We start from the raw sequence: 26,899 nt of genomic DNA, 5'->3' as shown, positions 1-26,899 counted from the left end.
GGTTACTTCTCGCCGGAGCGCGCCTTGAACAGGGCGCGCTTGGCGGCCTTGTTGACCTGCTTGTCCGGGTGGGCGTCGCCGATCGCCTCAAGCAGCTCCTCGACGTGCGGGTGGCGGACCTTCCAGATCACCTCGAGCAGGCCGATCAGGTCGGTCGCCGGGCCGATGTCCTCCAGGCTGCTGACGAACTCCGGCCGGCCCAGACCGGCGGAGATCGTCCACATGTCCAGGATGAGCCAGTGCGTGTCGGCCTGAGTGGGCTCCGGGGCGTCCTCCACGTCCAGCTGGGTCAGGTGCGTCGCCGCGTACGGCCGCAGGGACGGCTCCTTCAGCGCGTCCAGCCAGGCCGGAATGGCGACCTCGCCGAGTGAGCCGACCATGCTGGCGGCCTGGACCCGGATTAGCGCGTCGGACTCGTCCTCGACGGCGGCGTCGAGCAGTTCCTGGGCGGCCGTGGCCGCGTCGCGCAGGCGCATCCAGGCGGCGAACTCGGCGTCCGCCTCCTCCTCGGACATGTCGGCGCTGGCGGAGAGCAGGTCGTGCGCGGTCATCGCGTCGATGGCGGTCCTGGCGTCGACCTCGATGTCCTCGTCGTCCACCAGGTGCACCACACCCTCGACGCCGAGCGCGGTGAGCGCGACCTCGTCGTCATCGGTGACCTCGACCAGCCCGTACCCCTGCAGCCAGCCGAGCACGGAGGCGAGCGGGTCGTCGGCGGCCGACCAGGCGTCGGCGCCGAGGTCGTCGTATTCGGCGACCGCCTCGGCCAGCTCGTCGCGGAGCTCGGCGAGGGGTTTGCGCAGGCCGCCGACCAGGACGCGGACCAGGAGTTCGCGGGTCAGGCCGGACAGGGCCAGGGTGAGGTCGTCGTCGTCGAGTTCGGGGTCGCCGTAGTCGATCGAGTGCAGGCCCAGCATCCAGGCGTCCAGCACGTCCTCGTCGTCCTCGAACGGCCAGGCGGCGGTGTCGGAGTCGACGCTGACCGTGTCCTCCCCGTCGGGGGTGAGGAACTCCAGGTCGATGGCGAGGTTCCAGAGGTTCCACAGCTGCTGCGGCTCGGTCAGCGACAGGGCGGCCAGCGCCTCGCTGATCTCGTCCTCGCTGAGCAGGGTCTCGTCGCCGACCTTGCGCTTGACGCCGACCCAGACGGCCAGGTCGCGGGCCTGCCCGATCAGCGGGACGGCGCGGGCGGCGGCCGCCAGCTCGACGTCGGGGCGGAGCCGGATGGTGGGCAGTTCGGCGATCTCGTCGGCGAACGGCTCGAAGTCGCCGAGGCTCTCGTCCTCGTCGACCTCGTCGTCCTCCACCTCGTCCCAGTCCCGCTCGGAGAGGGTGTCCTCCATCTTGTCCACGAACTCGTCCTCCAGCTCGGCCAGTTCGGCGAGCAGGACGTCGAGCGGGTCGGAGCCCTTGGTGAGGCGGCCGGTCTCGGCCAGGAACGTCAGGTAGGCCCGGACCGCGGGCACCATCCCGTCGGCCGCCTCGTCCGGGTCCTCGACCACCTGCGGGATCCGTTCCAGCAGCACGGTCTGCAGATCGCCGCGCTTCCACAGCCCGACGTCGTCGCGCGCGGTGAGCCGGTGCCACAGCGCCACCGGGCCCACCAGGTCGGGGTCGCTGCCTGGCGCGTGGGACGGCGCCCAGAGGATGAACTCCTGGAGCAGGGGACGCAGTTCCGCCGCGGCCGCCTCGATGCGATCTGTCACCCCGCCAGCCTAGGGCTAACAGGGCATGCACTCTAATCGGTTAGCCTGTCCGGTCCTGCCCGGCCGGTCAGCGCCCCGGAATCGCCGCGAATCAGTTGCTGCGGCGCATCGCTTCGGTGATGCGTTCGGCCGCGGTGACCACCGGGATCGCGTGCAGGCGGCCAGGTGTGCGGCTGAGCCGCTCTATCGGGCCGGAGACGGACACGGCCGCGATGACCTTGCCGCCCGCGCCGCGGATGGGAGCCGAGACGCTGGCCACGCCCTGCTCGCGCTCGCCGACGCTGTGCGCCCAGCCCCGGCGGCGCACGCTGGCCAGCGTCGCGGCGGTGAACTTGGCGCCGCGCAGGCCGCGGTGCAGACGATCGGGCTCCTCCCAGGCGAGCAGGATCTGGGCGGCGGAGCCGGCCGCCATCGGCAGGGCGGAGCCGACCGGGACGGTGTCGCGCAGGCCGCTGGCGCGTTCCGCGGCGGCCACGCAGACCCGCTCGTCGCCCTGGCGGCGGTAGAGCTGGGCGCTCTCCCCGGTCTGGTCGCGCAGGTGGATGAGGACGGGCCCGGCGACGGCCAGCAGCCGGTCCTCGCCGGCCGCGGTGGACAACTCGGAGAGGCGGGGGCCGAGGATGAAGCGGCCCTGGGTGTCGCGGGACACGATTCTGTGGTGCTCCAGGGCCACGGCCAGCCGGTGCGCGGTCGGCCTGGCCAGGCCGGTGGCCTGCACCAGCTGAGCCAGCGAAGCCGGGCCCGCCTCCAGGGCGTTGAGCACGAGAACGGCCTTGTCGAGTACCCCGACTCCGCTAGAGTTGTCCATACCCCGATACTGCCGTCTCGCTATCCGAGATGCAAACGCGAGGCCAAGTGGCAGCCGGTAAAGTTCCATATCCCGATATTTCAGTCTCATCATAAGAGATGATCACTCGGGGGAAAAGACGCAAGGAGGCGTTGAAACCATGGGTCGCACACTGGCCGAGAAAGTCTGGGAACAGCATGTCGTGCGGCGCGCCGAGGGCGAGCCCGACCTGCTCTTCATCGACCTGCACCTCATCCACGAGGTGACCAGCCCACAGGCGTTCGACGGCCTGCGACTCGCGGACCGGAAGGTGCGGCGCCCCGACCTGACCATCGCGACCGAGGACCACAACGTCCCGACCGTGCTCGGCCCGATCTCCGACCCGGTGTCCCGGGCCCAGGTCGAGACGCTCCGCAAGAACGCCGCCGAGTTCGGCCTGCGGCTGCACCCGATGGGTGACGCGGGGCAGGGCGTGGTGCACATCATCGGCCCGCAGTTCGGCCTGACCCAGCCCGGCATGACCATCGTCTGCGGCGACTCGCACACCTCCACCCACGGCGCGTTCGGCGGCATCGCCTTCGGCATCGGCACCTCCGAGGTCGAGCACGTGCTGGCCACCCAGACGCTGCCCGCCTACCGGCCGAAGACGATGGCCATCGAGGTCAGCGGCGCGCTGCCGTACGGGGTGACCGCCAAGGACCTGATCCTGGCGATCATCGCCCAGATCGGCACCGGCGGGGGCCAGGGCTACATCGTGGAGTACCGCGGCGAGGCCATCAGGAACCTGTCGATGGAAGGCCGGATGACGGTCTGCAACATGTCCATCGAGGCGGGCGCCAGGGCCGGGCTGATCGCCCCGGACGAGACCACGTTCGCCTACCTCAAGGGCCGTCCGCACGCTCCGGGCGAGGGCGCCTGGGACGAGGCGGTGGCCTACTGGCGGACCCTGCGTACCGACGACGACGCGGTCTTCGACCAGGTCGTGGAGATCGACGCGGCGACGCTGACGCCGTTCGTGACCTGGGGGACCAACCCGGGGCAGGGGGCTCCGCTGGCGGGTGTCGTCCCCACGCCTGAGGAGTTCGCCGACCCGGTGGAGCGGTCGGCGGCCGAGCGGGCGCTGACCTACATGGGGCTCACCGCGGGCACGCCGCTGCGCGAGGTCGAGGTGGACACGGTCTTCGTCGGCTCGTGCACCAACGGGCGGCTTGAGGACCTGCGCGCCGCCGCCGACATCCTCCGGGGCCGTACGGTCAAGACCAGGACGCTGATCGTGCCCGGTTCCATGCTGGTCAAGCTGGAGGCGGAGAAGGAGGGCCTGCACGAGGTCTTCAAGGCGGCCGGGGCCGAATGGCGGGAGGCCGGCTGTTCCATGTGCCTGGGCATGAACCCGGACACCCTCGCCCCGGGCGAGCGCAGCGCGTCCACCTCCAACCGCAACTTCGAGGGCCGGCAGGGCAAGGGCGGCCGGACCCACCTGGTGTCCCCGCAGGTCGCCGCGGCGACCGCCGTCACCGGCAGACTGACCGCCCCCGCAGACCTGGCCTAGGAGAACCAACGATCATGGACGCTTTCACCACGCACACCGGCACCGCCGTACCGCTGCGCCGCAGCAACGTCGACACCGACCAGATCATCCCGGCCGTCTGGCTGAAGCAGGTCAGCCGTACCGGCTTCGAGCGGGGCCTGTTCGCCGCCTGGCGCGAGGACCCCGCCTTCGTGCTGAACGACCCGAGCTACGCGGGCGCCTCGATCCTGCTGGCCGGGCCCGACTTCGGCACCGGCTCGTCCCGCGAGCACGCCGTCTGGGCGCTCCAGCAGTACGGCTTCCGCGCCGTGATCGCCGCCAGGTTCGGCGACATCTTCCGCAACAACTCCACCAAGATGGGCCTGCTGCCGGTCATCCTGGCGGCCAAGGTGGTCGAGGAACTCCAGGCCGCCGTGGAGGCCGACCCGGCGGTCGAGATCACCGTCGACCTGGTGGCGCGCGAGGTCCGGCTGGGCGAGGGCGCCTGGTCGTTCGAGATCGACGACTACACCCGCTGGCGGCTGCTGGAGGGCCTGGACGACATCGGGCTGACCCTGCGTCATGCCGACGACATCGCCACGTACGAGAATGGTCGGCAGCGATGGCTGCCGACGACCGTCTGACCCGATCGGGCGGACCAGAAGACGAGCTGGCGCGGCGGCTGCGGGACACGCAGCGCCGCGTCAGGACGCTGGCCGTGCCCCTGAACGAGCGGGCGCGGCTGGCCAAGCGGCTGCTGGCCATCTGTGATGTGGCTAAACGCGACATTTCCCACGCAACTGCCCGCCTGGACGGCTTCATCGCCTATCTGGACGGCAAATTCGACACGCCGAGTGAAGACCAAATCACGTAAGGTGATTGAGTCGCGCGCGTTCCTCCCTTACTTTCAAGCGCGTAAGGGGGAGGAACCACATGAACAAGAAGGAACTCGTCGACGCGATCGCTGACCGCGTCGGGGACAAGAAGACGGCCACCGAGGCGGTCAACGCCGTTCTTGAGGCCATCCAGCACGCGGTCGCGGGCGGGGACAAGGTCTCCATCACGGGCTTTGGCGCTTTTGAAATGGTGCACAAGCCGGCCCGTACGGCTCGGAACCCTTCGACCGGCGCGCCGATCAAGGTAGCCGAGAGCTGGGCGCCCAAATTCCGCCCAGGCGCGGACTTCAAGGAGCTGGTCAACGCCGGCGGCAAGAAGCACGCCAAAAAGAAGTAGCACGAGCTTGCGGACGGCGCCTCCGATTCGGTGGGGCGCCGTTTCCGTGCCCCGCGGTTACGCTGGTGCCGTGCAGGCCACCGTGAAGACCTTCGACGAGCCGACCCGCTCCGGCTCGGTCTACCTCGACGACGGCACCGAACTGCCCTTCGGCACCGCCGCCTTCGACGCGGGCCCGCTCCGGCTGCTCCGCTCCGGTCAGCGCGTCAACATCGTGCTCACCGGCGACCGGATCACCTTCATCACCTTGAGCACATTCCCCATCCCATGACCCCATTCCCCGCGAACCTCGACCTTCCGAAGCCCCTCGGCTTGGCCGCGCCTGTGTCTGGACTGAGGAACGCAGGTCGCGGAGCGGCCGGAGTGACGAGGGAAGACACCGGCTAAGGAGCGGCCGAGCCCGCCGAGCCGGAGGCTCGGCCAATGTAAGACGCCAGGCCGCGGACCAGGATGTCCACGCCGAGCTCGAAGCGGTAGTCGTTGGACTCGTCGACCATGTACGGCGCCATCGCCACCATGTTGGGGAAACGGTCGGGCGGCAGTTCGGCGAAGTAGCCCATGATCTCGTTGCGCTTGGTCTCCCAGGTCGCCTCGTCCATGTCGCGGTAGCGCTCCAGCCACATGCTCTCCTCCAGGCAGAAGCCCTCGATGTAGGTGGAGAGCAGGTCCCCGGCCATGGCGGCGACCAGGTCGGGCATGCCGCTGGAGCGGAAGATGGCCATCAGCCGTTCCACGTGCGGGAGCAACTCGGGGCTGAACGGGACGTGGCCCATCGAGATGCGGGCCAGGTCGCGGTGGCTGCGCAGGCGGGCGCGGCCCCGGCGGGCGAACTCCTTGATCTGCTCCTGCCAGTTCTCCGGGTCTGGGTCGGGCAGCTCCGCGCCGTCGAACGTGCGGTTGTACATGAGCTCGAACAGCTCGTCCTTGTTGGCGACGTGCACGTAGAGCGCCGAGACGGCGACCCCGAGTTCGAGTGCGACCTGCCGCATGCTGAAGCGGTCGTAGCCTTCCCTGTCGAGCACGGTGAAGGCGGCGTCGACGATCCGTTCCCTGGTGAGGGGCACCTTCGCCGGGGCCGGGCGTCTGCGGTTGCGGTCCCATGGCGGGGCCGGCAGGTCGGTCTCGCTCATCTCATCACTCCTTTCCCCGCACTGTAATGAACGACGATCGTGAAGGCGAACAGGACTCTTGTCTGCTGAACACTGTTCATGCTAGAACAGTGTTCATTGGAATCTGAACACTGTTCTTGGAGGCCCCCCATGACCACGACAGTCACCGACGAGGTCGTCGGCTACCGGTGGCGCTGGCCCGCGCTCTTCGTCATCCTGGGCGCGGAGATCATGGACCTGATCGACGCCATGGTCACCAACATCGCGGGTCCGCACATCCTGGCCGACCTGGGCGGCTCGGAGAGCGTGCTGCAGTGGCTCGGCGCGGCCTACATGCTGGCCATGGCGGTGGGCCTGCTCACCGGCGGGCGGCTCGGCGACATCTACGGGCGGCGCCGGATGTTCCTGATCGGGGCGGCCGGCTTCACGCTCGGGTCGCTGCTGTGCGGGCTGGCCCAGTCGCCGGAGATGCTGATCGGGTCGCGCGTGCCGCAGGGCCTGTTCGCGGCCGTGATGATCCCGCAGGGGCTCGGCATGATCAAGGAGATGTTCCCGCCCAAGGAGATGGGCACCGCGTTCGGCATGTTCGGGCCGGTCATGGGGCTGGCCTCGGTGGGCGGGCCGATCCTGGCCGGCTGGCTGATCGACGCCGACCTGTTCGGCACCGGCTGGCGCATGATCTTCCTGATCAACCTGCCGGTCGGGCTGCTCGCGTTCGCGGCCGGGCTGCGCTTCCTGCCCGAGTCGCGGTCGCCGCATCCGCTCCGGCTGGACCTGCTGGGCGTCGCGCTGGCCTCGGTCGCCGGCCTGCTGATCGTGTTCCCGCTGGTCCAGGGCCGTGAGTACGGCTGGCCCGCCTGGGCGTTCGTGATGATCGCCGCGTCCCTCGCGGTGTTCGGCCTGTTCGGCCGCTACCAGTCGCGGCGCAGCCGGTCCGGCGGCGACCCGCTGATCGTGCCCAGCCTGTTCAGGAAGCGGGCCTTCAACGGCGGCCTGGCCACCGGCCTGGTGTTCTTCGCGAGCATGTCGGGCTTCATGCTGGTCTTCAACCTGTACACCCAGATCGGGCTCGGGTACTCGCCGCTCAAGGCCGGGCTGGCCGGGGTGCCCTGGTCGGTCGGCATGATCTTCGGGTTCGGGCTGGCCCAGCCGCTGCTCAAGTTCGGCCGCCGCTGCTTCCAGGCCGGCACCACGATCATGATCCTCGGGGTGATCGGCGTCTGGGTCACCCTGCAGATCGCCGGGCTCGGCGTCACCCCGTGGCAGCTCACGCCCACGCTGGTGCTGACCGGGCTCGGCATGGGCCTGCTGATGGCGCCCTTCTTCGACCTGGTCCTGGCCGGGGTCGAGCCGGAGGAGACCGGGTCGGCCTCCGGCACGCTCACCGCGATCCAGCAGCTCGGCAACGCGTTCGGGGTGGCGCTGCTCGGCACGGTCTTCTTCGACCTGCTGGGGGACGTGCCGACCGGGCCGAGTTTCGAGAACGCGATGGAGGTCACGCTGTGGGCGGTCGTCGGGATGCTGGCGCTCACCTTCGTGGTCTCGTTCCTGCTGCCGGAGAAGGCCCGCGAGGAGGAGTCAGTCCACTAGGAACTTGGCGGCGACGGCGGCGGTGTGCGGGCCCAGGCCCAGCGCCGCCGCCGTGCGCAGGTCCTCGACCGTGTCCACGTCGCGCCTGACCGTGGGGATGTCGTCGAGGGCCAGCTCCTTCGCGCCGCCGGACAGGTGCCGGTTGCGGGACTCGCCGCCGAAGCGGGGGTGGAACGGGACCCCCGGCAGGGTGGCGTAGAGGGTCGTGCCGACGGTGGTGGCGTCGGGGACGAAGGACTCGTCGAACTGCGCCGCCGCGGCCAGGACTTGGGCGAGTTCGGCGGGGCGGAGGGCGGGCAGGTCGGCCTGGAGGGCGGCGACCGGGTCGTGGGGCGCGAGCAGTACCGAATGGGCGAAGCCGGCGCGGAGCGCGGTGTTCAGGCCCTTGTCCGGGTCCTGGACCACGACGGCGCCGAGGGCGGCCAGGCGGGCGGCGGGGATCGGGTCGGCGGTGACGACGATCACGCGGGCGACCAGGGGGCAGGCCAGGGCGGCCGAGGTCGTGTCGGCGGCGACGGCCACGGCCAGGTCCTCGCGGTGGGTTCCGGCCGCGCCCGCGAGCCGGGTCTTGGCCCTGATCAGGGTCTTCACCGGGATCACGATCGACCAGCGTGCTTCCTGCATAACCTTAAGCATCGCGCCTCGACATTCGCTTGACGTAACCGGGAGACTGACCGGCACAGATCGGTGCGTTTGGGGACAGGTGAGGAAAGACGATGAGCCGCCGTGCCGGACGACCTACCCGTTTCTGGGAGGGCGTCGCCATCGTGATCGTCAAGCCGCTCTCGCTGCTGCTGGTCAAGCGTGACTGGCGGCGGGGGGATCTGATCCCCCGGCGGGGCGGCATCATCGTGGCGACCAACCATCTGTCCTGGACCGACCCCGTGCTGATCTCGCACTACCTGCAGGTGAACGGCCGCTGGCCGGTGATCCTGGCCAAGGCGGGCCTGTTCCGGGTGCCGGTGCTCGGCCACGTGGTGCGCGCCATGCTGGCGATCCCGGTCGAGCGCGGCAGCGCGGCGGCCAACAGCTCGCTGGAGATCGCCGAGCAGCGGCTGCGCGACGGCGGCTGCGTGCTCTTCTACCCGGAGGGCACGATCACCCGTGACCCGGATCTGTGGCCGATGGCCGGCAAGACCGGAGTCGCCCGGCTGGCGCTGACCACGGGGGCCCAGGTCATCCCGATCGCGCACTGGGGGGCCCAGGAGCTGCTGCCGTACGGCGAGAAGAAGATCCGGCTGTTCCCCCGCAAGACCTTCCGGGTGCTGACCGGGCCGCCGGTCGACCTTTCGCGCTACCACGACCTCGGCCCGGACGCGCTGCGCGAGGCCACCGCCGACATCATGGCGGCGATCACGACCCAGCTGGCGGAGCTCAGGGGCGAGAAGGCCCCGGGCGTCCGCGCTAACGACTGACTTCGGCGTACGGTGAGGGAATGACCAAGGCTGCCGTGCTCGGAACCGGCTCGTGGGGGACGACATTCGGGATGATCCTCGCCGAGGCGGGCACCCCGACGACGCTGTGGGGGCGGCGGGCGGAGATCGTGCACGCGATCGACCGAGACCATGAGAACCCCGACTACCTGCCAGGACTCCGGCTGCCCGAGACCCTGCGGGCCACCGTGGATCCGGCCGAGGCGATGGCCGGGGCGGACTTCGTGGTGCTGGCCGTGCCGGCCCAGACGCTGCGCGCGAACCTGGCCGCCTGGAAGCCGTTCCTGCCGCCTGGAGCGGTCCTGGTCAGCCTGATGAAGGGCGTCGAACTGGGTACCACGAAGCGGATGAGCGAGGTCATCATCGAGGTGGCCGAGGTTCCGCCCGGGCAGGTGGCCGTGCTGTCGGGGCCCAATCTGGTGGGTGAGCTGGCCCAGCGGCAGCCGGCCGCCGCCGTGGTGGCCTGCTCGGACCCGCTGGTGGCGGAGCGGTTCCAGGAGGCCTGCCACCTGCCGTGGTTCCGGACCTACACCAACCAGGACGTGGTCGGGGTCGAGCTCGGCGGCGCGGTCAAGAACGTGATCGCGCTCGCGGTCGGGGTGGCGGCCGGGATGGGGCTCGGGGACAACCTGCGGGCCACCCTGATGACCCGCGGCCTGGCCGAGATCTCCCGGCTCGGCCAGGTGCTCGGCGCGGACCCGCACACCTTCGCCGGGATGGCCGGGATGGGCGACCTGATCGCGACCTGCACCTCGCCGCTGTCCCGCAACCGGACCTTCGGCGAGAACCTGGGCCGGGGCATGACGATGGCCGAGGTGGTGGCCGTCACCAGGCAGACCGCGGAGGGCGTGAAGTCCTGCGAGTCGGTGCTGGATCTGGCCACCAAGCACGACGTGGAGATGCCGATCACCGAGGTCGTGGTCGGCGTGGTGCACGACGGCATGACCCCGGCGGAAGCGGCCATGTTGCTGATGTCACGAACCCCCAAGCCTGAGAGGTATGGGGTTTAAGCCCGATCGGTCCGTGTCGCCCACGCGTGGCTGACAAGGCGTTTTGGCCACCACACAGGGTAGATTCGGGCGTCATGAGCAAGATTCGCGTAGCGGTGGTATTCGGCGGACGCAACTCTGAGCACGCGGTTTCCCTGATGGGGGCCGGGAGCGTGCTGGAGGTGATCGACCGGGACGCGTACGAGGTCGTGCCGATCGGGATCGCCCAGGACGGGCGCTGGGTGCTGGCCGCGCCAGGCCAGAGCTACGCGATCGAGGGCACCGAACTGCCCGAGGTGGACACCTCCGGCGCGGCGCTGGCGCTGCCGTCGGCGACCGGGACCGTGGTGGCGCTGGAACCAGGGGAGATCCCGCGCTCGCTCGGCGGCGTGGACGTGGTGTTCCCGGTGCTGCACGGGCCGTTCGGGGAGGACGGCACGCTGCAGGGGTTGCTGGAGATGGCGGGGGTGCCGTACGTCGGGTCGGGGGTGCTGGCCAGCGCGGTCGGCATGGACAAGGCGTACATGAAGCTGATCCTGAAGTCGGCGGGGCTGCCGGTCGGGCCCTACGTCGTGGTGCGGGACCGGGCCTGGCGCACCGACCGGGCCCGGGTGCTGAAGGAGATCGACGAGCTGGGCTGGCCGGTCTTCGTCAAGCCCGCGCGGGCCGGCTCCTCCCAGGGCATCTCCAAGGCGAGCACGCCCGAGGAGCTGGAGGCGGCCGTCGAGTTCGCCCGCGAGCACGACCCGAAGGTGCTGGTCGAGGCCGCCGTCCCCGGCCGGGAGCTGGAGTGCGCGGTGCTGGAGTCGCTCGGCGACGCCGCGCCCGAGGCCAGCCTGCCGGGCGAGGTGCTGGTCCAGGGCGGGCAGGAGTTCTTCGACTTCGAGGCCAAGTACTACCCCGGCCAGATGGCGCTGGAGGTGCCCGCCGACCTGCCGGCCGGGACCACCGCGGAGCTGCGGGCGATGGCGATCCGCGCGTTCGAGGCGCTGGGGTGCGAGGGGCTGTCCCGGGTGGACTTCTTCTACACGCCGTCCGGCGAGCTGATCCTGAACGAGATCAACACGATGCCCGGCTTCACCTCACTGTCGGTCGCGCCGCAGCTGTGGGCGGCCACCGGGCTGTCCTACGGGCAGCTGGTGGACCGGCTGATCCAGCTGGCCCTGCACCGGCCGACCGGGCTGCGTTAGGGGACCGCGGCCTTGATCGGGTCCGCGAGCTGCACCAGGACGTTGCCCGGCTGATGGATGACCGAGATCGTCACCTCGATGTACGCCTCCCGGTTCACCGCCGTGAACAGGGTGGGCTTGTACGGGTCCGCGTACCAGGCGACCCCGTTGACGTCGTTCACCGTGTCGGTCGGGGCCATCGCCGCCGGACGCCGCACGCCGCAGCGCAGCGTGATCTGCCCGGCCCCCCAGACCGCCACGTAGGGCGACGGCGGTTCCGACGCCACCCGGGGCTCCCCGTCCAGTTCCCGGGGCAGCTGGTTGGCCAGCCGCTCACACGCGGCCGCCGCCGGACCCTGCGGGCTCGGCGGTGTCACCCGTACGGCGCTGGAGCACGCGGCCACGAGCACCAGGAGCAGGGCGGCCAGTGACTTCACCAAGAATCTCAAATATGGACAATCGGGCAGGTCAGCGTTCGCGTGATCCCGTCCACGGCCTGGATCTGGGCCACCACGAGCTTGCCGAGTTCGTCGACGTTGCGGGCTTCGGCCCGGACGATCACGTCGTACGGACCGGTGACGTCCTCGGCCTGCGTGACACCGGGAATCTTGGCGATCGCGGCCGCCACGGCTGCGGCCTTGCCGACCTCGGTCTGGATAAGGATGTAGGCCTGCACCATCAGGTCCTCCCGGGATTGATCACCACCGAAAGGTCAACGTACCCCGAACACCAGGAGGTGTGACATCACAGTCGGAGAACTAGGCGAATTCGGTGTTGTTGGCCGCATTGCGGGGCGTCTGTCCCACAGTGCGTCGGTGCTGCTCGGCCCAGGTGATGACGCCGCGGTCCTGGCAGCGCCCGATCGACGCGTGGTCGTGACGACGGATCTGCTCCTTGAGGGTAGACACTTCCGCCGTGATTGGTCCAGCGGCTACGAAATCGGTCGTAAAGCGGCAGCGCAGAATCTTTCCGACATCGTTGCCATGGGCGCGACTCCCACGGGGCTGTTCGTGGGGTTGGGCATGCCCGCGGACACGCCGATCGCGTGGCTGGACGAGCTCACCGACGGGTTCCGTGACGAATGCGGCCTGGTGGGAACGAGCGTCGCGGGGGGTGACATCGCCAGCTCACCCATGATCGTGCTGGGAGTTACGGCTTTGGGAGATCTCGGCGGAATCGCACCGATCACCCGTTCTGGCGCCCGGCCGGGGGACCAGGTCGCCGTCGCCGGTCGGCTCGGGTACGCGGCGGCCGGGCTCGCGCTGCTGTCCGGCGGGGTCGCGGTGGACTCCTTCGAGGAGCTGCTCCGCGCGCACCGACGCCCGGAGCCGCCCTACGCCGAAGGACCCAGGGCGGCGGCACTCGGGGCGACCGCCATGATGGACGTCAGCGACGGCCTGGTGCAGGATCTCGGCCACATCGCCAAGGCCAGCGGGACCGGGATAGTGCTGGAGCCTGACTCGTTCCACGTTCCCGCGCTGCTCGGCGCGGCGGCCGCCTACCTGGGCGTTGATCCGCTCGACTGGATTCTCACCGGCGGCGAGGACCACGCGCTCGCGGCCGTCTTCCCGCCCGAGGTACGGCTCCCGCCCGAGTGGCGAATCGTCGGAGAAGTCGTTCCCGGCCAGAATGTGCAGGTCAAAGGCCGTGCGGAGGCTCCCGGGGGCTGGGATCACTTCAGGGGATGATGTGAAATTTGTGACAAAGGCGTTTTAGATCTGTTATGAAGTATGACGGTCGCCAACAGGAAGGACCGTCATGGGTCGTCACAGGACTGGACGAGATAGCGGTGATGGGGACAACCCCAATGCCGACCATCCCCGCACGGCCGCGGACGCCACAGCTGACCAGCACATTTCCCCAGAATCACCCGAGGGGTTCGAGCGGTGGCTCGGGCACCTGACCGGAGACGGGCCCGAGCTCACCTACCGCTGGCCGGAGGACACCGCTCAGCCGCCCGCCGACGAGGACCGTCCCGCCATCCACCCGGCCTACCGGTGGGACCTCCCGCCCAAGCGCACGCCGCCGGTCGAGGCCGCGCCGACCGAGCGGAGCGTGGTGACGCCGTTCCGGCGCAAGGCGCGGCCGAACCCGTACGAGCCGGGGCTTCCCGAGGCGGCGGGATTCGGGCCGGGCACGCCGCCGGTCGGCGACGGCGAGGCGACGCGGGCCGATCCGCAACTGGCGCCGCAGGCCGAGGTCAGCTATCGGTGGCCGGATTCCGGGGTCGCCGTGGAGCTGTCCGGGAAGCGGGACAGCGGGCCGGAGGTGTTCGCCGAGCCAGGGGCGCGGAGCCGGTTCGGGCGGACCGCGCTGCTGTCCGGGCTGTCGGTGCTGGTGGCGGTGGGGGTCACGTTCGCGGGAGTAAGGCTGGTCGGGGACCGTACCGACCTGGTCTTCGAGGCGCCCGCGGCCACGTGTGAGCCCGCGCGGTGCGGGGCCGCCCCGGCCGTGCCGCAGCCGTCGGCGACCGATTTCGCCACGCCGGAGGACTCGCCCGCCGACTCGCCCGCTGATTCGCCGCCGGCCGACAAGGCGAAGCCCACGCCGAAGGCGAGTGTGCCGGTCGTGCAGGCGAAACCCACGCCGAGCCGTACCGCGTCGCCGAAGGCCAAGAAGACGGCCACGCCCACGCCCACCGAGGACGACGTGCCGACCGGCGCGGGAACCGCCCTCGAAGAGGGCGACGGTCCGGTGAGCAACGACGAGCCCGACCAGAACGCGCTGCGGCTGGCGGTCCCCTCGGTCACGGTCGCCTTCGAAGTGACCCAGGAGGACTTCGACGGTTACAGCGCCCGCATCATCGTGCAGAGCGGGAGCGACGACATCGCCGACCTCCGGGTGCGCATCCCCGTCAGCGGCGAGATCCTCACCGTCGAGGGCGCGCAGTTCGAGGTCAGGAACGGGCAGCTCATCCTCTCGTCCCTCGTGCCGCTGGTGGCCGGGGAGGAGCTGATCGTGGACGTGATCGCCAGCGGCAGCCCCACCCCGCCCAGTGAGTGCGTTCTGACCGGTGGCGACTGCGCCATCGCGGCGCCCCCCACGCTCTGACCGTGACCATCACGCGACAGGTGGCGGCGGCGATTCGCGGTGCGGTAGCCGGAGACGCGCTCGGGGTGCCGTGGGAGACCGCCCCGCCCGAGCGCGTCGACCGGGACCGGCTGTTCGACCTGCCGTCCAGCCGGGGCTGGCCCGCCGGCACGACCTCCGACGACACCAGCCAGCTGATGATCGTCGCCCGCCTGCTGGCCGGGGAGGCGACGCCGACCGCCGGGGAGTTCCTGCGCCGCCTCGCCGCCGAGGCCGATCAGATCCGCGGTATGGGTTCGACCACCCGGCGCGCCCTCAGAAACTTCGCCGCCGGGGAGCCATTACCGGAAATATCGCCTCAAGGCCGGGCCACCAATGGTGCGGCGATGCGGATCGCGCCCGCCGGCTGGGTGGTACCGCCCGGCGACCCCGCGCGCCGCCGGGCCCTGGTGACCGAACTCTCCGGGGGCACGCACCCGCACCCCGTCGCCATCGGCGCGGCCTCGATCGTCTCCGCCATGGCCAGCCAAGCCCTCGACGACGCCACCGGGATCCTGCCCGCCGCCGTCGCCGAGGCCGACCACCTCGGCCTCGCCGAGTTCGAGGCGGTCCGCCGGGCCGCCGCCGGCACCTGGACCCCGCCGCTCGCGGGCATCCCGACCGAGGCCGCCACCACCGTCGCCGCGGTCGTGCACTCCATCCGGCACTCCACCGATCTGGTGGCCGCCCAGATCCACGCGGTGACCCTGGGCGGTGACACCGACACCGTCGCCGCCATCGTCGGCGGAATCCTCGGCGGCGTCCCTGGCCAGCCCGTCCCGCCCTGGTGGCCCCGCGTCCGCTTTCCCGAGGACGCCGAAGTGGACGCCCTGGCGGCCCGGCTGGCGGCCGTGCGGGCTTTATGAGCCGGGAGTTCCCCTTTCGGCCCGCCGAATTCTGGATTCCGAGAAAGGAATCAAGCCGAAATGGTTCCGATTCCTGTCCGCTTTCCGGAGAATGCTGAGCGTCACGTTGATCCATTGATAACCTGACATCGGATCAAGTGTCACGCAAACTTGCACAACACAAATCTGGCCGCACCCAGATTTGCCGCTTAATTTGAGAAGGGCGGTTTCGCAATGGCCGGCAGAAGAGGCCCGACGCTACGAACCCAGTGGCTCGGCAAACAACTCCGGGAGCTCCGCGAAGCCGCCAAACTCACCCTGCGGGACGCCGGCGAGTACATCCAGCGCGACCCGGCCACCATCAGCCGCATCGAAGGCGGCCTGGTCCCCGCCCGCACTCCCGACGTGATTGCCCTGCTCAACCTGTACGGCATCAACGACGAGACCAAACGCGAGGGAATGGAACGCCTCAGCCGCGAAGTCTGGCAGACCGGCTGGTGGGACGGTTACACCCCGGAGGCTCTCGGCGGCATGCTCGACCGCGCCTGGCTGGAGTCCCGCGCCGAGCGAATCCGCATCTATGAGCCGATGGTCATTCCCGGCCTCTTTCAGACCCGTGAGTACGCCTCCGCCGTCATTACGGCAAGTGACGCCGGCGCTCATCCCGAACGGATTCAGCAATGGCTGGAGTTCCGGATGGACAGGCAAAAGATGCTCGAATTCGAACCCCATCCGCGCATCGAAATGATCCTCGACGAAGCTCTCATGCATCGGATTATCGGCGGTCCCAAAGTGATGTCCGCCCAGCTGAGACACCTCGCCGCGGCGACAGAACGCCCCGATGTGGCCGTCCGAATCGTCCCGTTCAACGCAGGCGCGCACGCGAGTCCCGAGGGTGGTTTTCTGATCTTTGATATGCCAGACCCATATCCCGATGTGGCCTATGCCGAAACCCGCGGCGGCGCTGTCTACGCTGAAGCCGACAATGCTGACAATTTCATGCGGGCATATGATTCGATTCAAACAAAAACTCTTGTTCCGGCCGAATCAGCGAAGCTCATACGGAACGCCGCGAGGCGCTTTGGGTAGGGGACACGGAGGGACGCGGGATGAGTGCGGCGGACGAACTCGGGGGTGTCGCATGGCACATCAGTTCAAGGAGCTCGAACGGCGGCGGGCAGTGCGTTGAGGTGGGCCCGCTGGACGACGGCAGTGACCGGGTGGCCGTCCGGCACAGCCGGCACCGTGACGGCGAAGTGATCATCTACAGCCGGGCCGAATGGGAAGCCTTCGTCGGCGGCGTGAAGGACGGCGAGTTCGACTTCTTCAGGTGACGGGAGCACCTGGTTGGATGGAGGACATGACTCCTCCGCGTGTGCTGACGATCGCCGGCTCGGACTCCGGCGGCGGGGCGGGCATCCAGGCCGACCTGAAGACGATGCTGGCGCTCGGAACCCACGGGATGAGCGTGATCGCCGCCGTGACCGCGCAGAACTCGATCGGCGTGCAGGGCTATTGGGAACTCCCCGCCGAGGCGGTAAGGGCCCAGCTGAATTCGGTTCTCCGGGACATCGGCGTGCAGGCCGTGAAGACCGGCATGCTGGCCTCCCCGATCCTGGTGGAGACGGTCGCGGAATTCCTCGCCGAACTGTCCGCCCCCGTGGTGGTCGACCCCGTCGGGGTGTCCAAACACGGCGACTCGCTGCTCGCCCCCGAGGCCGTCGGCACGGTGAAATCCCGCCTGCTGCCGACCGCCACCGTCGTCACCCCCAACCTCTGGGAGGTCGAACAGCTCACCGGCGTCAAGGTCGAGGGCGAGGACGACCTCCGCCGCGCCGCCGACGCCGTGCTCGAACTGGGCCCGCGCTGGGCCCTGATCAAGGGCGGCCACCTGCCGGGCGACCCGGTCGACCTCCTCACCGACGGCAGCACCGAGCACCGCTACCGCGCCGAACGGCTGGACAACCGCCACACCCACGGCACCGGCTGCACCCTGGCCTCCGCCATCGCCAGCCGGCTGGCCTTCGGCGACGACGTCCCCACCGCGGTCGAGCGGGCCAAGACCTACGTCACCGGCGCGATCGCGCACGGCTTCCCGCTGGGCGCCGGAATCGGCCCGGTGGACCACGCCTGGCGCTGGCGCTGAGCGGGCAGCACGAAGCCCGCCACCCGGTGGGTGGCGGGCTCGGGAAGAACGTGGGGGCTAGCGGGTGACCTTGCCTGCCTTGATGCAGGAGGTGCACACGTTGAGCCGCTTCGGCGTCCCGTTGACCGTCGCGCGGACGGTCTGGATGTTCGGCTTCCAGTTGCGCCGGGTACGGCGGTGCGAGTGGGAGACGTTGTTGCCGAAAATCGGCTTCTTAGCGCAGATGTCGCAGACGGAAGCCACGGTCATCGCTCCTTCAGAGTCCTGGATCAGTCGATACGGCCCGGCCTGCCGAAAAGCGGCTCATCCGAGCATGCCGGGACAACCGGCTAGCCACACAAGAATAGCCGATGCCAGCCGACACGACGCCAAACGGCGGCTCAGCGGACCGGATAATCTCGTACCGGCCAACGGTAGCGCATCGGCGGAGTAACCCGGGTGGCCGGTGGTGGCGGTCGGGACACAGGGGGCCGGTCATGTTGCAGGTGCTCGATCCGGCCGCGGTCCGGTCCTGGGTGCGGCGGTCGGCGGACGCGCTGGGGCGGTCCCGGGCGGAGATCGACGCGTTGAACGTCTTCCCGGTGCCCGACGGCGACACCGGCACGAACCTGCATCTCACGCTGCTGTCGGCGGCCGAGGCGCTGGACGCGCTGCCCGAGGCCGAGGACGGCCGGGCCTGGCAGGCGCTCGCCCATGGCGCGCTGCTCGGCGCGCGGGGCAACTCCGGGGTGATCGTCAGCCAGGCGTTCCGGGGGCTCGCGCAGGTGCTCGCGGAGGCCGAGGGCCGGGGGCGGGATCTGCGGGACGGCCTGGTCAGGGCCGCCGAACTGGCCAGGGCCGCGGTGATGCGGCCGGTCGAGGGCACGCTGCTGAGCGTGCTGGCCGCCGTGGCCGACGCCGTGCGGGACGCCACCGGCGAGCTCGGCGAGGTGGTGGGCGCCGCCGCCAGGGAGGCGCGGCTGGCGCTGGGCCGGACCACCGGGCAGCTGGAGGTGCTGGCCCGCAACGGCGTCGTGGACGCGGGCGCGGCCGGGCTGGTGATCATTCTGGAGACGCTGGCCGAGGTGGTCGCGGAGGCGTACGCGGAGCATCACGAGGTGCCCGCGCCCACCACGAAGATCACCCTGATGAGCGAGGCCGGGCCGGGTTACGAGGTCATGTACTTACTGGACGCCGGTCAGGACGCCGTGGCCCGGCTCCGGGAGGAGCTGGACGAGCTCGGCGAATCGCTGGTGATCGTCGGCGGGGACGGGCTGTGGAACGTGCATGTGCACGTGGACGACGCCGGGGCGGCCATCGAGGCGGCCCTGGAGGTCGGCCGGCCGTACCGGATCAAAGTTGCCTATCTCGGCGGGCGCACGCACGAGCCGAGCCCCGGGCGCGGAGTGGTCGCGGTGGCGGCGGGGGAGGGGCTGGCGGCGCTGTTCCGGCGGGCCGGAGCCGTGGTCGTGATCCGCGAGCCGGGGTCGAGCCCGCCGCTGGCGGCGGTGCTCGCGGCGATCAGGGAGGCCGGGGCCGAGGTGGCGGTGCTGCCCAACGACACGGGCGTGCGGGCGGTGGCCGTCGCGGCGGCCGAGATCGCCAGGGACGAGGGCGTGCGGGTGAGCGTGCTGCCCACCAAGGCCTCTGTGCAGGGACTGGCCGCGCTGGCCGTGCACGACCGGCTCCGGCGGTTCGACGACGACGTGGTGGCCATGACGGACGCGGCCGGGCATACCCGGCACGGGCACGTGTGGATCGCCAACCGGGAGGCCATGACCAGCGCCGGGCTCTGCCGCCCCGGCGACGTGCTCGGCGTGGTCGACGGCGACGTCGCCCTGATCGGTACGGCTCTCGCGGCGGTCGCGGCCGACGTCGCCGACCGCCTGCTGTCGGCCAGCAGCGAGCTGGTGACCCTGGTCTCCGGGGCCGGCGCGCCCCCCGGGCTGGCCCGCGCCGTCCAGCACCACGTGGAGCGGGCCCGGCCCGATGTCGAGGTCGTCCACCACGAGGGCGGCCAGGGCGGATACCCGCTGCTCATCGGTGTCGAATGATTGTTGTCGCCCGGGCACGGTAGAACTGGTTGACGTGACCAGGTTCGATGAGCCGTTGAAGCGCGCGGTGGGGGACAAGACGGCCGCTCCGCTGGCGAGCGCGCTGGGGATCAGCACGGTGGGCGAGCTGCTGCGCCACTATCCGCGGCGATACGCGGAGCGCGGCGAGCTCACCCCGATCGCCTCGCTGGAGCACGACGACCACGTGACCGTGGTCGGTCGGGTGTCCGCGGTGCAGCGGCGGCCGATGAAGAACCGGCAGGGCAGCTGGCTCGACGTGGAGGTGACCGACGGGAAGGACCGGCTGCGGCTGGCCTTCTTCGGCAAGGGCGCGTACGTGGCGGAGCAGCGGCTCCTTCCCGGGACCGAGGCCACTTTTTCCGGAAAAGTCAACGTTTTCTCCACCCCGAACGGGGTCAAGCGGCGGTCCCTCACCCATCCGGACTACGTGACCGAGGACGAGGAGACGGCCGAGGAGTTCAGCACCGCGCCCGTCCCGATCTACTCCTCCGCGCAGAACCTGGCCACCTGGAAGATCCAGCGCGCGGTCCGGACCGTGCTGGACGTGCTCCAGCTCGACGATCCGCTGCCGGCCGAGCTGCGCAGGCGGCTGGGCCTGCCGGGGCTGACGGACGCGCTGAAGGCCATCCACCGGCCGCGCGACCACGGCGACATCGCCCGCGCCAGGAAGCGGCTCAAGTTCGACGAGGCGTTCCTGCTCCAGGCCGTGCTGGTGCGCCGCAGGATCGCGGCCGCGCAGTGGCCCGCCACCGCCCGGCCCGGCAAGGAGGGCGGCCTGCTCGCCGACTTCGACGCGCGGCTGCCGTTCCGGCTCACCGACGGGCAGCGCGAGGTCGGCGCGGAGATCTCCGCCGACCTGGCCGGCGAACATCCCATGCACCGGCTGCTCCAGGGCGAGGTCGGCGCGGGCAAGACCGTGGTCGCGCTCCGGGCCATGCTCCAGGTGGTCGACTCCGGCGGGCAGGCCGCCCTGCTCGCCCCGACCGAGGTGCTGGCCCAGCAGCACCACCGCTCGATCGTCGCCATGCTGGGCGACCTGGCCGGCGGAGGCATGTTCGGCGGGACCGGGGTGGCGCTGCTGACCGGCTCGATGGGCGCGGCGGCCCGCCGCTCCAACCTGCTGGACGCGGCCTCCGGGGCGGCCGGGATCGTGGTCGGCACCCACGCGCTGCTCCAGGACAGGGTCCAGTTCGCCGACCTCGGCCTGGTGGTCGTGGACGAGCAGCACCGGTTCGGCGTCGAGCAGCGGGACGCGCTCCGCGAGAAGTCCCAGGGCGGGCGGCCGCACGTGCTGGTGATGACGGCCACGCCGATCCCGCGCACGGTCGCGATGACCGTCTTCGGGGACCTGGAGGTGTCCACCCTCAGCCAGCTGCCCTCCGGCCGCGCGCCGATCACCACGCACGTGGTGCCGGCCGCCGAGAAGCCGCACTACCTGGAACGCAGCTGGGAGCGCATCCGCGAGGAGGTCGGGCTGGGGCGGCAGGCGTACATCGTCTGCCCGCGCATCGGCGACCAGGAGGGCGACGAGGGCGACCTGGCCAAGCAGGACAAGGACGAGGGCGAAGGCGAGGAGCGCCGGCCGCCGCTGGCGGTGCTGGACGTGGCGAGCCTGCTCGCCGAGGGCCCGCTGCACGGCCTGCGGGTGGAGGTCCTGCACGGCAAGCTGCTCCCCGAGGAGAAGGACGCGATCATGCGCGCGTTCGCCCGGGGCGAGATCGACGTGCTGGTGGCCACCACCGTCATCGAGGTCGGCGTGGACGTGCCCAACGCCTCCGTCATGGTCATCATGGACGCGGACCGGTTCGGCGTCTCCCAGCTCCACCAGCTCCGCGGCCGGGTCGGCCGGGGCGGCCTGCCGGGGCTCTGCCTGCTGGTCAGCGAGTCGGTCCCCGACACGCCCGCGCGGCTGCGCCTGGACGCGGTGGCCCGCACGCTGGACGGTTTCGAGCTGTCCCGGGTGGACCTCGAACAGCGCCGCGAGGGCGACGTGCTCGGCGCGGCCCAGTCAGGGCGCAAGTCCTCGCTCCGCATGCTCCAGCTGCTCCGCGACGAGGACGTGATCGAGTCGGCCCGCGAGGAGGCGCTGACCCTGCTGGCCGCGGATCCGCTGCTGGAATCGCACCCCCAGCTCAAGGCCGAACTCGACGCACTGGTCAGCAACGAGCGCTCCGAATACCTGGAAAAGGCCTGAAAGGCCCGGCGTCGGTCTCGAAACGGCGTAGGTCTGGGACCAATCGCGTTGAGCGGGGGGCCGGGTGGGGCCCTGGGCATGAAAATGACCCAGGGCCCAGCCTTGGGACGGCCTCCCCCCGAATGCCGTCCCCGGCTGGGCCCACCCTCGGGTCAGGTGCCGAGGGCGCCGGCGTGCGGAAGGGCTCACGATCACACCGGCCGGCCTTCCCCTGGGTCACCGTGAAGGCCGCAAGACCCATCTTGCAGGCAGTCAGGGGTGGAGGCCATCACCCTTCCCTATTTAGCGATACCTCTTACTCACTCTTGACCAGGGATAATGTCCGGATGACCAGGGTCATCGCAGGAAGCGCGGGTGGACGCAGGCTGGCCGTGCCCCCCGGGAGGAGCACCCGGCCGACCAGCGACCGCGCCAGGGAAGGGCTTTTCGCCACCGTGGGGTCGGTGCTCGGGGTGCCGGAACGTGCCCTCGACCTGTACGCGGGGTCGGGCGCCGTCGGGCTCGAATCGCTGAGTCGCGGCGCGTCGCACGCGCTGCTGGTGGAGTCGGACGCGAAGGCGGCCAGGACGATCCGCGAGAACATCGACGCGCTCGGGCTGCCCGGGGCCGTGCTGCGGGCCGACCGGGTGGAGCGGGTGGTGGCGCAGCCGTGCGCGGAGCCGTACGACTTCGTGTTCGCGGACCCGCCGTACGCGGTGCGTGACGAGACGGTGCTGGAGGTGCTGCTGGCGCTGCGGGACAACGGCTGGCTGGCGTCCGGCGCGTTGGTCGCGGTCGAGCGGGAGACAAGAGGGAAGGATCTTCGATGGCCCCCCGGTTTCGAGGAGGGCCGGGCCCGTCGTTACGGTGAAGCGACCGTTTGGTACGGTCACGCCGAATGAGGCTGATCTAAGGGGTGTGTGGTGCGCCGAGTTGTTTGTCCGGGGTCATTCGACCCTGTCACCAATGGTCATCTCGACATCATCGGCCGGACGTCCCGGCTCTATGACGAGGTCGTCGTCGCCGTTTTGATCAATATCGAGAAGAAGAGCCTCTTCACCGTAGAGGAACGCATCGACATGCTCCAGGCCGTCACCAAGGAGTACGGCAACGTGCGGGTGGAGAAGTTCCACGGACTCCTGGTCGATTTCGCCAAACAGCAGAGCATCCCCACCATCGTGAAGGGCCTGCGCGCGGTCAGCGACTTCGACTACGAACTCCAGATGGCCCAGCTGAACTACCGCATGTCCGGCGTGGAAACCCTCTTCATGTCCACCAACCCGGAGTACTCCTTCCTCTCCTCCAGCCGCCTCAAGGAGATCGCCCGCTACGGCGGCGACGTCTCCGGCCTCGTCCCGGACCTGGTCCTGCGCCTCCTGGTCGAACGCATGCGCGTCTGAAGGTCCGGCTTGGCCGCGCCGGTGTCTGGACTGAGGAACGCAGGTCGCGGAGCGGCCGGAGTGACGAGGGAAGACACAGGCTCCCCAGCGGCCAAGCCCGCCGTGCCGGAGGCGCGGCCATTTCACAGCTGGTATCGTTGCTAACTGGCCTTGTCTGACGGCGATGATTCGCCATGCCTTCCGGAAAGCAGGATGACTCTGCACAGCCTCAACCCCCGAGCTCCCTGGGTGATCTCAACTCATGATCTGGGCCGGCGACCGGGGTTGATGCGTAAGACGAGTCCGAGCCTTCCGGCACCGGTAGATCTCTCGGTTGGCATGATCGGTGTCCCCAAGGACGCCGATGTCGAGCTGGAACTCCGGCTTGAGGCGGTCATGGAAGGCGTGCTCGTGACGGGCACGGCGAAGGTTCCCCTCAGCGGGGAGTGTTCGCGCTGTCTGGATCCGCTGACCTCGGAGATCGAGGTCGGGTTCCAGGAGCTCTTCTTCTACTCGGCGGAGGACGCCAGCGAGGACGATTCACTCCTCCATGGCGAACTGCTCGATCTGGAGCCGTCCTTCCGTGACGCGGTGGTGCTCGCGCTGCCGTTGAGCCCGGTCTGCCGCGAGGACTGCCCGGGGCTCTGCCCGGAGTGCGGGGTCAAGCTGGCGGACGCCGGCGCCGACCACTCACACGACCGGGTGGACGGCCGGTGGGCGTCGCTGCAGGGTCTGAAACTCGAAAACAACAAAGACGATCAGGAGGCCTGACGTGGCCGTTCCGAAGCGGAAAATGTCGCGGAGCAACACCCGCGCCCGCAGGTCCCAGTGGAAGACGACCGCGGTCGCGCTCGTGAGCTGCCCGCAGTGCCGCTCTCCGAAGCGCCCGCACATCGTGTGTCACGAGTGCGGCACGTACAACCGCCGCCAGGTCATCGAGCCGTCCTCCTGAGCGGGCGGCGCGCGACGGTTCTGGGATTTCCGGCGCCGATCGGGTCGTCAAACAGACCCGGTCGGCGTTACCTTGCTTCACAAGCGCTTCGATAGAAGCGTGTGCGGTGGCGGCCGCCCGCGGCCGTGGTGGACGCCGGGTATACACCCGACGCCCACCACGCCTTCGGGCTTCGTCAAGATGATCCACCTGCCACCGTGCTTCGGCGTAGCCATGCACGAGGAGGAAGATCATGAACGGCAAGCCTGTCGCCGTGGAAGCCGTCCGCGACGAGCTGGAGCGGGTGCTGCTCGTCCGGTTGAGCACCGACATCCTGGAGCGGGCGCTGACCCACCGCTCCTACGCGTACGAGAACGGTGGTCTGCCCACCAACGAGCGGCTGGAGTTCCTGGGGGACTCGGTGCTCGGCCTGGTCGTCACCGACACGCTGTTCCGCGGCCACCCCGACCTGCCTGAGGGCCAGCTGGCGAAGCTGCGCGCCGCCGTGGTCAACATGCGGGCGCTCGCGGACGTGGCCCGCACCCTCGACCTGGGCCGGTTCCTGCGCCTCGGCCGGGGCGAGGAGGGCACCGGCGGGCGGGACAAGTCCTCGATCCTGGCCGACACCCTGGAAGCCCTGATCGGCACCGTCTACGTGGACAAGGGCCTGGAGGAGGCGTTCCGGGTGGTGCACCTGCTCTTCGACCCGCTGATCAAGCGCTCCGCCTCGCTCGGAGCCGGTCTGGACTGGAAGACCTCGCTGCAGGAGCTGACCGCGTCGGAGATGCTCGGGGTGCCCGAGTATCACGTCGACGAGAGCGGCCCCGACCACGCCAAATCGTTCGTGGCGACGGTCCGGGTCGGCGGGCAGGAGTACGGCACCGGCGCCGGGCGCAGCAAGAAGGAAGCCGAGCAGCAGGCCGCGGAAGCCGCCTGGACGGCGATCCGGGCCCACCGCGACGCGCGCGAAGCGGCTGTCGGCCGGACCTGAGCACAGGAGCGTAGATGCCGGAATTGCCGGAAGTAGAGGTCGTCCGGCGCGGGCTGGAGAGCTGGGTGGCCGGGCGGGAGATCGCCTCCGCCGAGGTGCTGCATCCGCGCGCGGTCCGGCGGAACACCGGTGCGCTGGCGGATCTGCTGGTGGGCCGTACGGTGCTGTCGGCGGAGCGGCGGGGCAAATACCTGTGGCTCCCGCTTTCGGTGGCTGAGGACGCGCTCATGGCCCATCTGGGGATGAGCGGGCAACTCCTCATGATCGAGCCGGAGAAGCCCGCGGAGAAGCACCTGCGGGTCCGCCTCGGCTTCACCGACGGCGGTCCCGAACTCCGGTTCGTGGACCAGCGCACGTTCGGGCATCTGCTGGTGGCTCCGCTGGCGGTACGGCCGTCGCGTAACGTTCCGGAACCGATTTCGCATATCGCGCCGGATCCGTTCGAGGATTCGTTCGATGACGCCGAGTTCGCGATCAAGATTCGGCGTAGGCAGACCGGGGTGAAGCGGGCGCTTCTAGATCAATCGCTTATCAGTGGCGTTGGAAATATTTATGCGGATGAGGCGCTGTGGCGGGCGAAGCTGCACTGGGCCCGGCCGACCGAGACCCTGACCAGCGCGAAGGTGGCCGAACTGCTGGCCGCCGCGCGTTCGGTGATGGCCGAGGCGCTCGGCGAGGGCGGCACGTCCTTCGACCGCCTCTACGTCAACGTCAACGGGGAGAGCGGGTACTTCGACCGGTCACTCGCTGTGTACGGGCGCCGGGACGAACCCTGCCCGCGGTGCGGCACTCCGGTCCGCCGGGACGCCTTTATGAACAGGTCCAGTTACAGCTGCCCCAAATGTCAGCCCAGGCCCAAGAATGGTCGCTGGTAGGCCCCCGCTAGGATATTTGCCAAGGTCAGGGGGTTTGTCGTGGATGTGCGACTGACGGCTTGGGTGCGGGGCCGGGTGCAGGGTGTCGGGTTTCGCTGGTGGGTGCGTGCGAAGGCACTGGAACTCGGTCTGGCGGGGTGGGCACTCAACCTAGCGGATGGTCGGGTTGAGGTTGTGGCCGAAGGACCACGGGAATCTTGCGGCGTCTTACTTGACCTGTTAAGCGGGGGTGACACGCCCGGCCAGGTCACGGGTGTGATAGAGCGGTGGAGTGATCCGAAAGGGACGGTTGTCGGCTTTGTGGAGCGATAGCCCCTTCCCTTAAACCACCCAAATGAGGTATATTTACATGTCGACAGTGTCCATCGGCGGCTCATTGTGAAGCGTTCAACTTGACCGCCTCCGCAGCCGGTGCGACTCTTGAGAAGAACCACGCGCACCCCTCCCGCGGCTCGAAGTGCGCGAACCAGTCTGGTCACTCAGCGTGGAGGACCCTTAACCATGGCGAAGGCTCTACTCGGCCACGTCGGCGGTCCTGACCCTCGTATGGTCTCGGAAATGCGTCGCCTCCAGCAGCGCATCCGTGACTTGGAGGCAGAACTCACCCGACTCCAGGCACAAAACGATGCGCTAGCCGCGCAAACTCGTGATGAGGCTCTGGTAAGGCTGCAGGATCGCGAGCCGGCTCTCACCTGAGAGGCCGGGTCACAACACGAATGAACAATTGTCAGGGGCGCCTCGAAAGGGCGTCCCTTGTCATTTCCGGAACTATTCTTTGCAGGTTATAGCCACGTTTCCCGATTGTTACGCGAGTAAGGGTGGTTCTCCCACCCACCCTTTGGATCGTTGCGGGCCTCCGCCCGCCCCCGTCGGTCGCCCTGGCGGCCACGTCGGCTTCGCCGGGCAGGCGTGG

32 protein-coding genes are annotated in these 26,899 nt (G+C 69.8%); 25 read left to right on the top strand and 7 right to left on the bottom strand.

The features are described 5' to 3' along the window. Window positions 1-2: 2 nt before the first annotated feature. Window positions 3-1,706 carry a hypothetical protein gene (locus Acor_RS10035; RefSeq protein WP_155336305.1) on the bottom strand — a complete coding sequence of 568 codons (1,704 nt, stop codon included), beginning with the start codon at window positions 1,704-1,706 and terminating at the stop codon, window positions 3-5. Between the two features lie 91 nt (window positions 1,707-1,797). Continuing rightward, window positions 1,798-2,514: an IclR family transcriptional regulator gene (locus Acor_RS10030; protein ID WP_155336304.1), complete on the bottom strand. Its 717-nt coding sequence runs from the start codon at window positions 2,512-2,514 to the stop codon at window positions 1,798-1,800. Window positions 2,515-2,653: 139 nt separating this feature from the next. Between Acor_RS10030 and leuC the strand changes: the two genes are divergently transcribed. From leuC to Acor_RS10005, 5 genes are all read left to right on the top strand, one after another. Beyond that, on the top strand, window positions 2,654-4,042 hold the full coding sequence (leuC, locus tag Acor_RS10025) for a 3-isopropylmalate dehydratase large subunit (RefSeq protein ID WP_155336303.1): 1,389 nt from the start codon (window positions 2,654-2,656) through the stop codon (window positions 4,040-4,042). A gap of 14 nt (window positions 4,043-4,056) precedes the next feature. After that, window positions 4,057-4,644: a 3-isopropylmalate dehydratase small subunit gene (gene leuD, locus Acor_RS10020; protein WP_155336302.1), complete on the top strand. Its 588-nt coding sequence runs from the start codon at window positions 4,057-4,059 to the stop codon at window positions 4,642-4,644. Next, complete coding sequence (locus Acor_RS10015) at window positions 4,623-4,874, top strand: SCO5555 family protein (RefSeq protein ID WP_155336301.1); 252 nt, start codon at window positions 4,623-4,625, stop codon at window positions 4,872-4,874. Before leuD ends, Acor_RS10015 begins: the two co-directional genes overlap by 22 nt. Before the next feature lie 59 nt (window positions 4,875-4,933). After that, on the top strand, window positions 4,934-5,233 hold the full coding sequence (locus tag Acor_RS10010) for an HU family DNA-binding protein (RefSeq protein ID WP_155336300.1): 300 nt from the start codon (window positions 4,934-4,936) through the stop codon (window positions 5,231-5,233). 70 nt (window positions 5,234-5,303) lie between these two features. Then, entirely contained in the window at window positions 5,304-5,504 is a 201-nt protein-coding gene (locus Acor_RS10005) for a hypothetical protein (protein WP_155336299.1), read from the top strand. Window positions 5,505-5,616: 112 nt separating this feature from the next. Here the strand turns inward: Acor_RS10005 and Acor_RS10000 are convergent, their stop codons facing one another. Then, complete coding sequence (locus tag Acor_RS10000; RefSeq protein WP_155336298.1) at window positions 5,617-6,363, bottom strand: TetR/AcrR family transcriptional regulator; 747 nt, start codon at window positions 6,361-6,363, stop codon at window positions 5,617-5,619. Between the two features lie 129 nt (window positions 6,364-6,492). Here Acor_RS10000 and Acor_RS09995 point away from each other — a divergent pair, with 129 nt between their 5' ends. Next, window positions 6,493-7,932, top strand: a complete 1,440-nt coding sequence (locus tag Acor_RS09995) for an MFS transporter (protein WP_155336297.1) — start codon at window positions 6,493-6,495, stop codon at window positions 7,930-7,932. On the opposite strand, the gene cofC is transcribed toward Acor_RS09995, so the two are convergent. Then, window positions 7,921-8,556 (bottom strand): 2-phospho-L-lactate guanylyltransferase, encoded by a 636-nt coding sequence (gene cofC, locus Acor_RS09990; protein ID WP_155336296.1) that lies wholly within the window; start codon window positions 8,554-8,556, stop codon window positions 7,921-7,923. The two genes, Acor_RS09995 and cofC, sit on opposite strands and share 12 nt — an antisense overlap. Window positions 8,557-8,648: 92 nt before the next feature. Between cofC and Acor_RS09985 the strand changes: the two genes are divergently transcribed. From Acor_RS09985 to Acor_RS09975, 3 genes are all read left to right on the top strand, one after another. Next, the gene (locus Acor_RS09985) at window positions 8,649-9,347 is read left to right on the top strand and encodes a lysophospholipid acyltransferase family protein (RefSeq protein WP_155336295.1); all 699 of its coding nucleotides are present in this window, start codon (window positions 8,649-8,651) and stop codon (window positions 9,345-9,347) included. A gap of 20 nt (window positions 9,348-9,367) precedes the next feature. Next, entirely contained in the window at window positions 9,368-10,375 is a 1,008-nt protein-coding gene (locus tag Acor_RS09980) for an NAD(P)H-dependent glycerol-3-phosphate dehydrogenase (RefSeq protein WP_155336294.1), read from the top strand. A 74-nt stretch (window positions 10,376-10,449) separates the two neighbouring features. After that, window positions 10,450-11,544 carry a D-alanine--D-alanine ligase family protein gene (locus Acor_RS09975; protein ID WP_155336293.1) on the top strand — a complete coding sequence of 365 codons (1,095 nt, stop codon included), beginning with the start codon at window positions 10,450-10,452 and terminating at the stop codon, window positions 11,542-11,544. On the opposite strand, the gene Acor_RS09970 is transcribed toward Acor_RS09975, so the two are convergent. Together Acor_RS09970 and Acor_RS09965 are read right to left on the bottom strand one after the other, a co-directional pair. Continuing rightward, window positions 11,541-11,972 carry a DUF3515 domain-containing protein gene (locus tag Acor_RS09970; RefSeq protein ID WP_246238539.1) on the bottom strand — a complete coding sequence of 144 codons (432 nt, stop codon included), beginning with the start codon at window positions 11,970-11,972 and terminating at the stop codon, window positions 11,541-11,543. The genes Acor_RS09975 and Acor_RS09970 overlap by 4 nt on opposite strands. After that, window positions 11,969-12,202, bottom strand: coding sequence for an Lrp/AsnC ligand binding domain-containing protein (locus Acor_RS09965; RefSeq protein WP_155336292.1), 234 nt, complete (start codon window positions 12,200-12,202; stop codon window positions 11,969-11,971). Before Acor_RS09965 ends, Acor_RS09970 begins: the two co-directional genes overlap by 4 nt. A gap of 64 nt (window positions 12,203-12,266) precedes the next feature. On the opposite strand from Acor_RS09965, the gene Acor_RS09960 reads away from it, so the two are divergent. The 6 genes from Acor_RS09960 (at window position 12,267) to thiD (ending at window position 17,583) form a co-directional block, all read left to right on the top strand. Continuing rightward, entirely contained in the window at window positions 12,267-13,211 is a 945-nt protein-coding gene (locus Acor_RS09960; RefSeq protein ID WP_155336291.1) for a thiamine-phosphate kinase, read from the top strand. A gap of 70 nt (window positions 13,212-13,281) precedes the next feature. Further along, a complete protein-coding gene (locus Acor_RS09955; RefSeq protein ID WP_155336290.1) occupies window positions 13,282-14,574 on the top strand; it encodes a hypothetical protein in 1,293 nt (430 codons plus the stop codon). A 2-nt stretch (window positions 14,575-14,576) separates the two neighbouring features. Next, on the top strand, window positions 14,577-15,458 hold the full coding sequence (locus Acor_RS09950; protein ID WP_170316865.1) for an ADP-ribosylglycohydrolase family protein: 882 nt from the start codon (window positions 14,577-14,579) through the stop codon (window positions 15,456-15,458). A gap of 213 nt (window positions 15,459-15,671) precedes the next feature. After that, window positions 15,672-16,526 carry a helix-turn-helix domain-containing protein gene (locus Acor_RS09945; protein ID WP_155336288.1) on the top strand — a complete coding sequence of 285 codons (855 nt, stop codon included), beginning with the start codon at window positions 15,672-15,674 and terminating at the stop codon, window positions 16,524-16,526. 20 nt (window positions 16,527-16,546) lie between these two features. Continuing rightward, window positions 16,547-16,771, top strand: a complete 225-nt coding sequence (locus Acor_RS09940; protein WP_155336287.1) for a DUF397 domain-containing protein — start codon at window positions 16,547-16,549, stop codon at window positions 16,769-16,771. A 26-nt stretch (window positions 16,772-16,797) separates the two neighbouring features. Further along, complete coding sequence (thiD, locus tag Acor_RS09935; protein WP_170316864.1) at window positions 16,798-17,583, top strand: bifunctional hydroxymethylpyrimidine kinase/phosphomethylpyrimidine kinase; 786 nt, start codon at window positions 16,798-16,800, stop codon at window positions 17,581-17,583. Between the two features lie 57 nt (window positions 17,584-17,640). On the opposite strand, the gene rpmB is transcribed toward thiD, so the two are convergent. Continuing rightward, the gene (gene rpmB / locus Acor_RS09930; protein ID WP_155336401.1) at window positions 17,641-17,826 is read right to left on the bottom strand and encodes a 50S ribosomal protein L28; all 186 of its coding nucleotides are present in this window, start codon (window positions 17,824-17,826) and stop codon (window positions 17,641-17,643) included. 233 nt (window positions 17,827-18,059) lie between these two features. Here rpmB and Acor_RS09925 point away from each other — a divergent pair, with 233 nt between their 5' ends. From Acor_RS09925 to Acor_RS44185, 10 genes are all read left to right on the top strand, one after another. Beyond that, window positions 18,060-19,616: a DAK2 domain-containing protein gene (locus tag Acor_RS09925; protein WP_155336285.1), complete on the top strand. Its 1,557-nt coding sequence runs from the start codon at window positions 18,060-18,062 to the stop codon at window positions 19,614-19,616. 34 nt (window positions 19,617-19,650) lie between these two features. After that, entirely contained in the window at window positions 19,651-21,831 is a 2,181-nt protein-coding gene (gene recG / locus Acor_RS09920) for an ATP-dependent DNA helicase RecG (RefSeq protein ID WP_155336284.1), read from the top strand. 326 nt (window positions 21,832-22,157) lie between these two features. Beyond that, entirely contained in the window at window positions 22,158-22,712 is a 555-nt protein-coding gene (gene rsmD / locus Acor_RS09915; RefSeq protein ID WP_155336283.1) for a 16S rRNA (guanine(966)-N(2))-methyltransferase RsmD, read from the top strand. Between the two features lie 21 nt (window positions 22,713-22,733). Beyond that, window positions 22,734-23,210 carry a pantetheine-phosphate adenylyltransferase gene (gene coaD, locus Acor_RS09910; protein WP_155336282.1) on the top strand — a complete coding sequence of 159 codons (477 nt, stop codon included), beginning with the start codon at window positions 22,734-22,736 and terminating at the stop codon, window positions 23,208-23,210. Window positions 23,211-23,402: 192 nt separating this feature from the next. Beyond that, complete coding sequence (locus tag Acor_RS09905; RefSeq protein ID WP_155336281.1) at window positions 23,403-23,960, top strand: YceD family protein; 558 nt, start codon at window positions 23,403-23,405, stop codon at window positions 23,958-23,960. Between the two features lies 1 nt (window position 23,961). Next, window positions 23,962-24,141 (top strand): 50S ribosomal protein L32, encoded by a 180-nt coding sequence (rpmF, locus tag Acor_RS09900; RefSeq protein ID WP_155336280.1) that lies wholly within the window; start codon window positions 23,962-23,964, stop codon window positions 24,139-24,141. 232 nt (window positions 24,142-24,373) lie between these two features. Continuing rightward, window positions 24,374-25,111, top strand: a complete 738-nt coding sequence (gene rnc / locus Acor_RS09895) for a ribonuclease III (protein WP_155336279.1) — start codon at window positions 24,374-24,376, stop codon at window positions 25,109-25,111. A 14-nt stretch (window positions 25,112-25,125) separates the two neighbouring features. Next, window positions 25,126-25,986: a bifunctional DNA-formamidopyrimidine glycosylase/DNA-(apurinic or apyrimidinic site) lyase gene (mutM, locus tag Acor_RS09890; RefSeq protein WP_155336278.1), complete on the top strand. Its 861-nt coding sequence runs from the start codon at window positions 25,126-25,128 to the stop codon at window positions 25,984-25,986. Between the two features lie 39 nt (window positions 25,987-26,025). Continuing rightward, a complete protein-coding gene (locus Acor_RS09885) occupies window positions 26,026-26,298 on the top strand; it encodes an acylphosphatase (protein ID WP_155336277.1) in 273 nt (90 codons plus the stop codon). Window positions 26,299-26,487: 189 nt separating this feature from the next. After that, window positions 26,488-26,682 (top strand): hypothetical protein, encoded by a 195-nt coding sequence (locus Acor_RS44185; RefSeq protein ID WP_155336276.1) that lies wholly within the window; start codon window positions 26,488-26,490, stop codon window positions 26,680-26,682. The last annotated feature ends 217 nt before the right edge of the window (window positions 26,683-26,899 follow it).

The organism is Acrocarpospora corrugata (assembly GCF_009687845.1).
Lineage (GTDB): Bacteria > Actinomycetota > Actinomycetes > Streptosporangiales > Streptosporangiaceae > Acrocarpospora > Acrocarpospora corrugata.
The sequence above is the reverse complement of the archived record's forward strand: the minus strand, read 5'-3'. Positions and strand labels throughout refer to the sequence as shown.

What these genes read in the sequence shown, in the direction of transcription:
- Acor_RS09955 (WP_155336290.1), top strand. Translation starts at nt 13,282, where the DNA reads ATGGGTCGTCACAGGACTGGACGAGATAGCGGTGATGGGGACAACCCC.
- Acor_RS09945 (WP_155336288.1), top strand. Translation starts at nt 15,672, where the DNA reads ATGGCCGGCAGAAGAGGCCCGACGCTACGAACCCAGTGGCTCGGCAAA.
- Acor_RS10015 (WP_155336301.1), top strand. Translation starts at nt 4,623, where the DNA reads ATGGCTGCCGACGACCGTCTGACCCGATCGGGCGGACCAGAAGACGAG.
- Acor_RS10010 (WP_155336300.1), top strand. Translation starts at nt 4,934, where the DNA reads ATGAACAAGAAGGAACTCGTCGACGCGATCGCTGACCGCGTCGGGGAC.
- Acor_RS10030 (WP_155336304.1), bottom strand. Translation starts at nt 2,514, where the DNA reads ATGGACAACTCTAGCGGAGTCGGGGTACTCGACAAGGCCGTTCTCGTG.
- Acor_RS09995 (WP_155336297.1), top strand. Translation starts at nt 6,493, where the DNA reads ATGACCACGACAGTCACCGACGAGGTCGTCGGCTACCGGTGGCGCTGG.
- cofC (WP_155336296.1), bottom strand. Translation starts at nt 8,556, where the DNA reads ATGCAGGAAGCACGCTGGTCGATCGTGATCCCGGTGAAGACCCTGATC.
- rsmD (WP_155336283.1), top strand. Translation starts at nt 22,158, where the DNA reads ATGACCAGGGTCATCGCAGGAAGCGCGGGTGGACGCAGGCTGGCCGTG.
- Acor_RS09925 (WP_155336285.1), top strand. Translation starts at nt 18,060, where the DNA reads ATGTTGCAGGTGCTCGATCCGGCCGCGGTCCGGTCCTGGGTGCGGCGG.
- leuD (WP_155336302.1), top strand. Translation starts at nt 4,057, where the DNA reads ATGGACGCTTTCACCACGCACACCGGCACCGCCGTACCGCTGCGCCGC.
- Acor_RS09940 (WP_155336287.1), top strand. Translation starts at nt 16,547, where the DNA reads ATGAGTGCGGCGGACGAACTCGGGGGTGTCGCATGGCACATCAGTTCA.
- mutM (WP_155336278.1), top strand. Translation starts at nt 25,126, where the DNA reads ATGCCGGAATTGCCGGAAGTAGAGGTCGTCCGGCGCGGGCTGGAGAGC.
- Acor_RS09980 (WP_155336294.1), top strand. Translation starts at nt 9,368, where the DNA reads ATGACCAAGGCTGCCGTGCTCGGAACCGGCTCGTGGGGGACGACATTC.
- leuC (WP_155336303.1), top strand. Translation starts at nt 2,654, where the DNA reads ATGGGTCGCACACTGGCCGAGAAAGTCTGGGAACAGCATGTCGTGCGG.
- Acor_RS44185 (WP_155336276.1), top strand. Translation starts at nt 26,488, where the DNA reads ATGGCGAAGGCTCTACTCGGCCACGTCGGCGGTCCTGACCCTCGTATG.
- Acor_RS09965 (WP_155336292.1), bottom strand. Translation starts at nt 12,202, where the DNA reads ATGGTGCAGGCCTACATCCTTATCCAGACCGAGGTCGGCAAGGCCGCA.
- thiD (WP_170316864.1), top strand. Translation starts at nt 16,798, where the DNA reads ATGACTCCTCCGCGTGTGCTGACGATCGCCGGCTCGGACTCCGGCGGC.
- Acor_RS09905 (WP_155336281.1), top strand. Translation starts at nt 23,403, where the DNA reads ATGACTCTGCACAGCCTCAACCCCCGAGCTCCCTGGGTGATCTCAACT.
- Acor_RS10000 (WP_155336298.1), bottom strand. Translation starts at nt 6,363, where the DNA reads ATGAGCGAGACCGACCTGCCGGCCCCGCCATGGGACCGCAACCGCAGA.
- rnc (WP_155336279.1), top strand. Translation starts at nt 24,374, where the DNA reads ATGAACGGCAAGCCTGTCGCCGTGGAAGCCGTCCGCGACGAGCTGGAG.
- Acor_RS09975 (WP_155336293.1), top strand. Translation starts at nt 10,450, where the DNA reads ATGAGCAAGATTCGCGTAGCGGTGGTATTCGGCGGACGCAACTCTGAG.
- Acor_RS09985 (WP_155336295.1), top strand. Translation starts at nt 8,649, where the DNA reads ATGAGCCGCCGTGCCGGACGACCTACCCGTTTCTGGGAGGGCGTCGCC.